The organism is Rhizobacter sp. P2_D12 (genome assembly GCF_056404395.1).
On the sequence record NZ_JBFUEB010000179.1, the window covers coordinates 1 to 7,743 of the forward strand.

5 protein-coding genes are annotated in these 7,743 nt (G+C 70.3%); all 5 read left to right on the top strand.

The features are described 5' to 3' along the window. On the top strand, nt 1-3,970 hold a 3,970-nt coding region (locus AC1DYN_RS30730), incomplete at its 5' end, for a glycoside hydrolase family 78 protein (RefSeq protein ID WP_477966286.1). 65 nt (nt 3,971-4,035) lie between these two features. Further along, nucleotides 4,036-4,455 carry a type II secretion system major pseudopilin GspG gene (gspG, locus tag AC1DYN_RS30735; protein WP_477966288.1) on the top strand — a complete coding sequence of 140 codons (420 nt, stop codon included), beginning with the start codon at nt 4,036-4,038 and terminating at the stop codon, nt 4,453-4,455. A gap of 29 nt (nt 4,456-4,484) precedes the next feature. Beyond that, nucleotides 4,485-5,726, top strand: coding sequence for a type II secretion system F family protein (locus tag AC1DYN_RS30740; RefSeq protein ID WP_477966290.1), 1,242 nt, complete (start codon nt 4,485-4,487; stop codon nt 5,724-5,726). Next, nucleotides 5,723-7,414, top strand: a complete 1,692-nt coding sequence (locus AC1DYN_RS30745) for a GspE/PulE family protein (protein ID WP_477966292.1) — start codon at nt 5,723-5,725, stop codon at nt 7,412-7,414. The genes AC1DYN_RS30740 and AC1DYN_RS30745 overlap by 4 nt, the downstream gene beginning before the upstream one ends. Next, nucleotides 7,401-7,743: hypothetical protein (locus AC1DYN_RS30750; protein WP_477966294.1), on the top strand; the 343-nt coding region annotated here is incomplete at its 3' end. The genes AC1DYN_RS30745 and AC1DYN_RS30750, both read left to right, overlap by 14 nt.

A 7,743-nucleotide genomic window follows, 5' to 3' on the forward strand; every position in this document is an offset into this window, starting at 1 on the left:
CCACACCACCACCGCACCCCTGCCGCGCCGCCGCACCGCCTGGCTCGGCGCCTGGCTCGCCGCCGCCGCGCTGCTGCTGCCGGCCGCGGCCGGCGCCCAGGAAACCGTCTGCGCCCGCGTCAAGATCGAGATCAAGCAGGAGCTCACGCTCGAGCGCCAGGCCTTCGACGCCGAGATGAAGATCAACAACACCACCGACAGCGGCGTGATCGAGAACGTCTCGGTGGTGGTCAAGGTCACCGACGAGGCCGGCACGCCGGTGGCCATCACCGACAACCCGAACGACACCTCGGCCAAGTTCTTCATCCGCCTGTCCAACAAGCAGAACATCAGCGACGTCGACGGCAGCGGCACCGTCAACCCCAAGACCACCAGCATCATCAACTGGCTGCTGATCCCGGCGCCGGGATCGGCCGGCAACAGCCCGCTGGGCAAGAAATACCTGGTCGGCGCGACCCTCAAGTACCGCTTCGGCGGCGAAGACACGGTGCTCGAGATCTCGCCCGACGTCATCACCGTCAAGCCGCTGCCGCTGCTCACGCTCGACTACTTCCTGCAGCAGGACGTGATCGGCGACGACCCGCTGACGCCCGAGATCGAGGCGGTCGAGCCGGCCACGCTGGGCGTGCGCGTCAAGAACAACGGCTATGCCGCCGCGAAGAACCTGAAGATCGATTCGGCGCAACCGAAGATCGTCGAGAACAACCAGGGCCTGCTGATCAACTTCACGCTGACCGGCAGCTACGTCAACGACGCACCGGCGCAGAACACGCTGCTGCTGAACTTCGGCGACATCGCGGCCGGCACCAGCAAGACCGGGCGCTGGCTGCTCGAGACCACGCTGGCCGGCAAGTTCACCGAGTTCACCGCCAAGTTCAGCCATGCCGACGAACTGGGCGGCACGCTGACCTCGCTGCTGCAGGCCACCAATGCCCACCTGCTGATCCGCGACGTGCGCGTCGACCTGCCGGGGCGCGACATGGTGCGCGACTTCCTGGCGCAGGACGGCGACGTGGTGCGCGTCTACGAATCCGACGGCCCCGACACGCTGGTCACCGACCGCAGCGCCGTCGCGCAGATGACGGCCGGCACCAACCCGGCGGGCAACGCGAGCTACCGCATCAGCTTCCCGGCCACAGCCGGCTTCGCTTACTTGAAGCTGCCCGACCCGTTCAACGGCACCAAGGCCCTGGGCGTGGTGCAGCGCTCCGACGCGAAGCAGCTGCTGCCCGAGAACGCCTGGCTGTCGAAGACCCGCAACCTCGAGGCCAAGCGCTGGGAGTACTGGGTCAACATCTTCGACGTCAACACCACCGGCAGCTACGACACCGAGTTCAAGGCCCCGCTGCCCGGCGCCACGCCGCCGAACCTGCAGTTCATCCCCGACCACACGGTCACCGAAGAGCACCAGGTGTCGTTTCTGGTCGAGGCCAGCAGCGCCACCGGCCTGCCGGTGACGATCGGCGCCGCGCCGTTGCCGGCCGGAGCCCGCCTGCTGCCGCAGGCCGCCGACCCGCAGGCGCCGACGCTCGCACGCGCGCTGTTCGACTGGACGCCGCCCAAGGGCTCGGCCGGCACCTACCTGATCACCTACACCGCGAATGACGGCACGCTGTCCGGCACGCGCTCGGCGCGCATCAAGGTCGAATCGAGCACGCCGCCACCCGGGCCTGGCACGCCGACCATCGGCACGCCGGCCTCCGGCGGCCAGGTGACGAGCCTGCGGCCGAGCCTGGCGGTGCAGACCTCCACCAACCCGGCCGACCCGAGCACCCAGGTGCAGTTCGAGCTGTACCGCGACGAGGCGATGACGCAGCTGGTCGAGAGCGCGCTGGTGGCCAAGGCGCCGCCGCTGCCCGGCAACGGCGGCGGCAGCGTGCCGCAACCGACGAGCTGGCAACCGGCGGCCGACCTGAACGACAACACCACGTACTGGTGGCGTGCGCGGGCCTACGACGGCACCCAGGTGTACAGCACCTGGGTCAACGCCCGCTTCTTCGTCAACCTGTTCAACGACGCCCCTGACAGTTTCAACCTGACCAGCCCGTCGCCGAATGCCGAGGTGTCGCTGCTGCAACCAGTGCTGAGCTGGACCAACAGCGCCGACAAGGATGGCGATGCGGTCACCTACGCGGTGGCGATCTATCGCAACGCCGCGCTGACCGAGCTGGTGACGCAGGTGGCCGACCTGGCCGGCGATGCCGGTGGCACCAGCAGCTGGACGGTGGCACTGCCGCTGTCCAACCACGTCACGTACTACTGGCGCGTGACCGCCAAGGACGCGCTGGGTGCGCAGACAGCCAGTCTTGCGCGCCCGTTCCTGGTCAACACCGGCAACACCGCACCGTCGGTGCCGGTCATCCAGAGCCCGGTGCCCGGCGGGCAGAGCGCCGTGTCGCCGACGCTGCTGAGCATCCAGAACAGCAGCGACGCCGAGAACGACCTGCTGACCTACGTGTTCGAGATCGACACCGCCAACACCTTCGATTCCGGCGACAAGCGCAGCTCGGGCCAGGTGATCCAGAGCGCCGGTTCGGTCACCAGCTGGCCGGCCGCCAACCTGGTCGAGAACAAGCGCTACTACTGGCGCGTCAAGGCGCAGGACGGCCGCGCCGAATCGGCCTGGGCGGCAGGCGACTTCCTGTTCAACGCCGTCAACGAAGCCCCGCCTGCGCCCACGGTGCGCAACCCCGGCAACGGCGCGTGGACGCCGAGCCTGCAGCCCAGCCTGGAAGCCAACCCGGTGCCCGATCCCGAAGGCGATGCCGTGCACTACGAGTTCGAGGTCTACGAAGATGCGGCGCTGGCCCACAAGGTGACCGATGGCAGCTCGTCCAACACCGGCTGGATCGTGCCGGTGGCGCTGGCCGACAAGACCACGCACTGGTGGCGCGTGCGCGCGCTCGATCCGCAGAACACCGCCAGCGCCTGGTCGGCGCCCAGCGTGCTGTACGTCAGCACCGGCCCGTACCAGGATCCGAGCATCCAGGTGACGGCGCCGGCCACCGCGATCCAGCCGACCCTGGTCGACAACCGCAAGCTGGTGACGCTGCGCTGGGAAGGCACCGATCCGAACATCGAGCCGACCATCGCGCTGTACTACGGGACCAGCAAGACCGGCTACGGCGGCACGCTGATCGTCGACGGGCTGCGCCAGGAGTCCGGCACGCAATCGGGCACCTACGTGTGGGACGTGACGGGCCTGCCCACCGGCACCTATTACGTGCATGCCGCGATCTACGACGCCAAGGGCATCGGCCGGGCCTACGCGGCCGGCTCGGTGGTGATCGCGCCGGCGACGCAGACCGGCGTCATCACGGTGACCGGCAACAACCTCTCGACCAACGAGACCGGCACGTCCAAGACCTTCACCGTCAAGCTCGGCAAGCAGCCGACGGCCGACGTCGTGATCCCGATGGCCTCGAACAACCCGCGCGAAGGCACGGTCAGCCCGCCGTCCTTCACCTTCACCTCGGCCAACTGGAGCACCGCGCAGACCGCCACCGTGACCGGGCGCGACGATTGCGTGCTCGATGCGGCGCAGACCTACCAGGTGGTGCTCGGCGCCGCCGTGTCGAACGACCCGAACTACATCGGGCTGGTCGGGCGGCCGGTGACCGTGACCAACGGCGACCGCGGCGACAACGCGAGCGGCACCAATTCGCCGGACATCCACGTCTGCGGCTACTCGCTGGTCAGCATCCGCCAGCTGGCGGCCAAGAGCTACGAGTACGTGATCAAGGTCGAGTTCTCGAACAGCGGCGCGCCCGTCACCGGTGTGCAGGCGACACTGAGCGGCATGCCCAGCGGCTTCACCGCCCCGGACAACCAGGTGCTGATGGGCGCGATCGGCACCAACGAGACCACCAAGCCGGCCGACACCATCACCTTCCTGGCGCCGCGGCTGCTGTTGAATCCGCCCAACAGCATCAAGGGCTGGGCCGTCTGGAGCGTGACAATCCAACGCTAGTCGCGCAGGGAAAGCGGGCAGTTCGCCACTAGACTGCCCGCTGGCGAGGTTCGAGGTTTCCGGGAATGAGAAGAGCAGTCACAAGGCGCGAGGGATTCACGTTGCTGGAGTTGCTGGTGGTGATCGTCATCATCGGCCTGCTGGCAGCCTACGTCGGGCCGCGCTATTTCGCGCAGCTGGGCAAGTCGGAGCGCGGCGCCGCCAAGGCGCAGATCGAAGGCCTGGGCCGTGCGCTCGACGCCTACCGGCTCGATACCGGCCACTATCCGACAACCGAGCAGGGCCTGGCCGCGCTGGTCGTCAAGCCGAACGACGAGCCGAAGTGGACCGGCCCCTACCTGCAGAAGGCCGTGCCGCCCGATCCCTGGGGCACGCCCTACGTCTACCGCTCGCCGGGGCAGGGGGGCGATTTCGACCTGCTGTCCAACGGCAAGGACGGCCAGCCCGGCGGGGATGGCGACGCGGCCGACATCTCGTACCGCTGATCCTCGCGCCGACCACCAGGGTTCCGTCCATGCAAGTCCCGGATCGTCCCAGCCCCGCGGGAGCGGCGGCGCCCGTCACGCGCCTGCGCCTGCGCGTGCAAGGCGCCGACGGCCGTGCGCAGACGCTGGAGTACGCCGACGTCCCCGAGCACGAGGCGGTGCGCCGCGCCGTCGCGCGCGGCCTGCGCGTGCTGGCGATCGAGACCGGGCTCGATGCCGCCGCCGCATCGGCCTCGGCCGCCGGCGCGCATTTCCCGCTGCTGCTGTTCAGCCAGGAGCTGCTCGCGCTGCTCGACGCCGGGCTGAACCTGAACGAGGCGCTCGAGACGCTGCACGCCAAGGAACGCCAGCCGCCGGTGCGCGCGGTGCTGGACGCGATGCTGCAGGGCCTGCGCGAAGGCAAGAACTTCTCCGACGTGCTGGCACGCACGCCGCGCCACTTCCCCGAGGTCTACGTGGCCACCGTGCGCGCCGCCGAACGCACCGGCGACCTGCCGCGCGCGCTGTCGCGCTTCATCGCCTACCAGCTGCAGTTCGACACCATCCGCAAGAAGCTCATTTCGGCCGCCATCTACCCGGTGATGCTGCTGGTGGTGGGCGGCTTCGTCACGCTGTTCCTGCTCGGCTACGTGGTGCCCAAGTTCAGCGCGGTGTACGAATCCTCGGGCCGGCCGCTGCCATGGATGTCGGGCGTGCTGCTCGGCTTCGGCCAGGTGATCCACACGCACTGGCAGCTCGCGGCGGGCGGCTTCGTGCTGGCCGGCGCGCTGCTCGGCTGGGGCGTCAGCCGCGCGCGCGGCCGCGCCTGGCTGCTCGAACAGGCACTGCGGCTGCCGTGGTTTGCCGGCAAGGCCGAGGAATTCCGCCTGGCGCGCTTCTACCGCGCGGTCGGGCTGCTGCTGGCCTCGGGCATCTCGCTGTCGCGCGCGATGGGCATGGTCGACGGCCTGCTCGGCGCGCGCCAGCAGGTGCGGCTCGCGCAGGCGCGGCTGGCGGTCGAGCAGGGGCAGAGCCTGTCGGTGGCGCTGCTGGCGGCCGGCCTCGCGAGCCCGGTGGCCGAATCGCTGATCAAGGTCGGCGAACGCTCCGGCCAGCTGGCCGAGATGCTGGAGCGCACCGCGCGCTTCCAGGACGAGGATTTCGCGCGCTGGGTCGACTGGGCCTCGCGCCTGCTCGAGCCGATCCTGATGAGCGTGATCGGCATCGTGATCGGCACCGTCGTCGTGCTGATGTACATGCCGATCTTCGAACTGGCCGGGAGCCTGCAATGACCGGCCCGCAACCGCCGCTGGTGCCCGAGGTCACGCCGGCGCTGATCGACGCCGCCCGGGCGCTGGCCGCGCGCGAGGAGCGCTCGCTGGTGCAGGCGCTGCAGCAGCTGGCCGGTTGGCCGCCCGAGCTGCTGATGGCGGCGCTGGGCGAGCGCTTCGGCTACCCGGTGCTGGGCATGCGCGAGCTGCATGCGATGCGCCCGCAGTTCGAGCGCATCCCGTACGCCGACTGCCTGCAGCGCGGCGTGCTGCTGGCCAGCGACGAGGCGCGCGTGCTGCACCTGGTGCTGAGCGATCCGTTCGATGGCGCCGCCGAGGACTGGGCGCTGCGCCGCCACGGCCTGGCCGGCACCGCGCCGCGCGTCGCGATCGCCCACCCCGACGACCTGCAGGCCTGCCTGGCGCAGCAGGAACGCCAGCTGCGCGCGATGGACGGCTTCCACGGCAGCGCCGGTACGGCCGGCGACGAGGAGGTGGCGGCGGTGATCACGCTGGCCAGCATCGGCGACGACGCGAGCCCGGTGGTCAAGCTCGTCAACTCGACGCTGTACGACGCGCTGAAGCTGCAGGCGAGCGACATCCACCTCGAGTGCGACGCCGGCTGCCTGCACGTGCTGTGCCGCATCGACGGCGTGCTGGTGCCGCTGACCCAGGTGCAGGGCCAGGAGATGGCCGAGCAGGTGATCTCGCGCATCAAGGTGATGGCCGAGCTCGACATCGCCGAGCGCCGCATCCCGCAGGACGGGCGCTTCAAGGTGCGCGTCAACGACCGCGAGATCGACTTCCGCGTCTCGGTGATGCCCAACATCTTCGGCGAGGACGCGGTGCTGCGCCTGCTCGACCGCCAGTCGCTGACCGAGCAGGCCAAGTCGCTGCGGCTGGACAATCTGGGGCTGGATGCGCTGACGATGGCCGGCATCCGCCGCCTTGCGGCCCGGCCGCACGGCATGCTGCTCGTGACCGGCCCGACCGGCTCSGGCAAGACCACCACGCTGTACGCGGCGATCACCGAGATCCACAGCGGGCGCGACAAGATCGTCACCATCGAGGACCCGGTGGAATACCGGCTGCCGCGCGTGCTGCAGATCCCGGTCAACGAGAAGAAGGGCCTGACCTTCGCGCGCGGGCTGCGCTCGATCCTGCGCCACGACCCGGACAAGATCATGGTCGGCGAGATCCGCGACGGCGAGACCGCGCAGATCGCGGTGCAGGCCGCGCTGACCGGCCACCTGGTGTTCACGACGGTGCACGCGAACAACGTGTTCGACGTGCTGGGGCGCTTCCTGCACATGGGCGTCGACGCCTACAGCTTCGCGGCGGCGCTGAACGGCATCGTCGCGCAGCGGCTGCTGCGCATCAACTGCCCGCATTGCGCGGTCGAGGTGCAGCCGGCGCCGCACGAGATCGAGGCGGCCGGGCTGACGGTCGAACAGGTGCAGGGCTGGACCTTCAAGGCCGGCCAGGGCTGCGGCCACTGCCGCGGTGCCGGCTACAAGGGCCGCAAGGCGGTCGCCGAGGTGCTGCTGCTGGACGACGGGCTGCGCGAGCTGATCGCCGGAAAGGCCCCCATCTCGGTGCTGAAGGAACGCGCCGCGCAGGCCGGGCTGCAGCCCCTGCAGCAGGCCGCGTGGCAGTGGGTGGCGCGCGGCGAAACCACGCTGGAGGAGGTGGCCCGTGTCGCCGGCTGAAGGGACCTTGATCGTCGCGGTCGGTGCGCTGCGTGTCGAATGGGGCGTGATGGCACGCGGGCAGTGGTTGCCCGACAGCGTGTCGGCGCTGTCGATCGCGCCGCTCGGCGCCGATGCGACGCTGGCGGGCGTGTGCGCCGCGCTGGAACGCGTGCAGGCCGAGGCCGGCGTGGCGCGGCTGCGCGCGGTGGTCGCCGACAAGTGGCTGGCGGTCGCTGCGGTGCCCTGGAGCGCGGCGCTGCAGGAGGCCGCCCGGGCCGACGCGTTCGCGCGCGGCCAGCTGCAGCAGGCCGGGCACGAGCTGCAGCCGGCCGACACGCTGCGGCTCG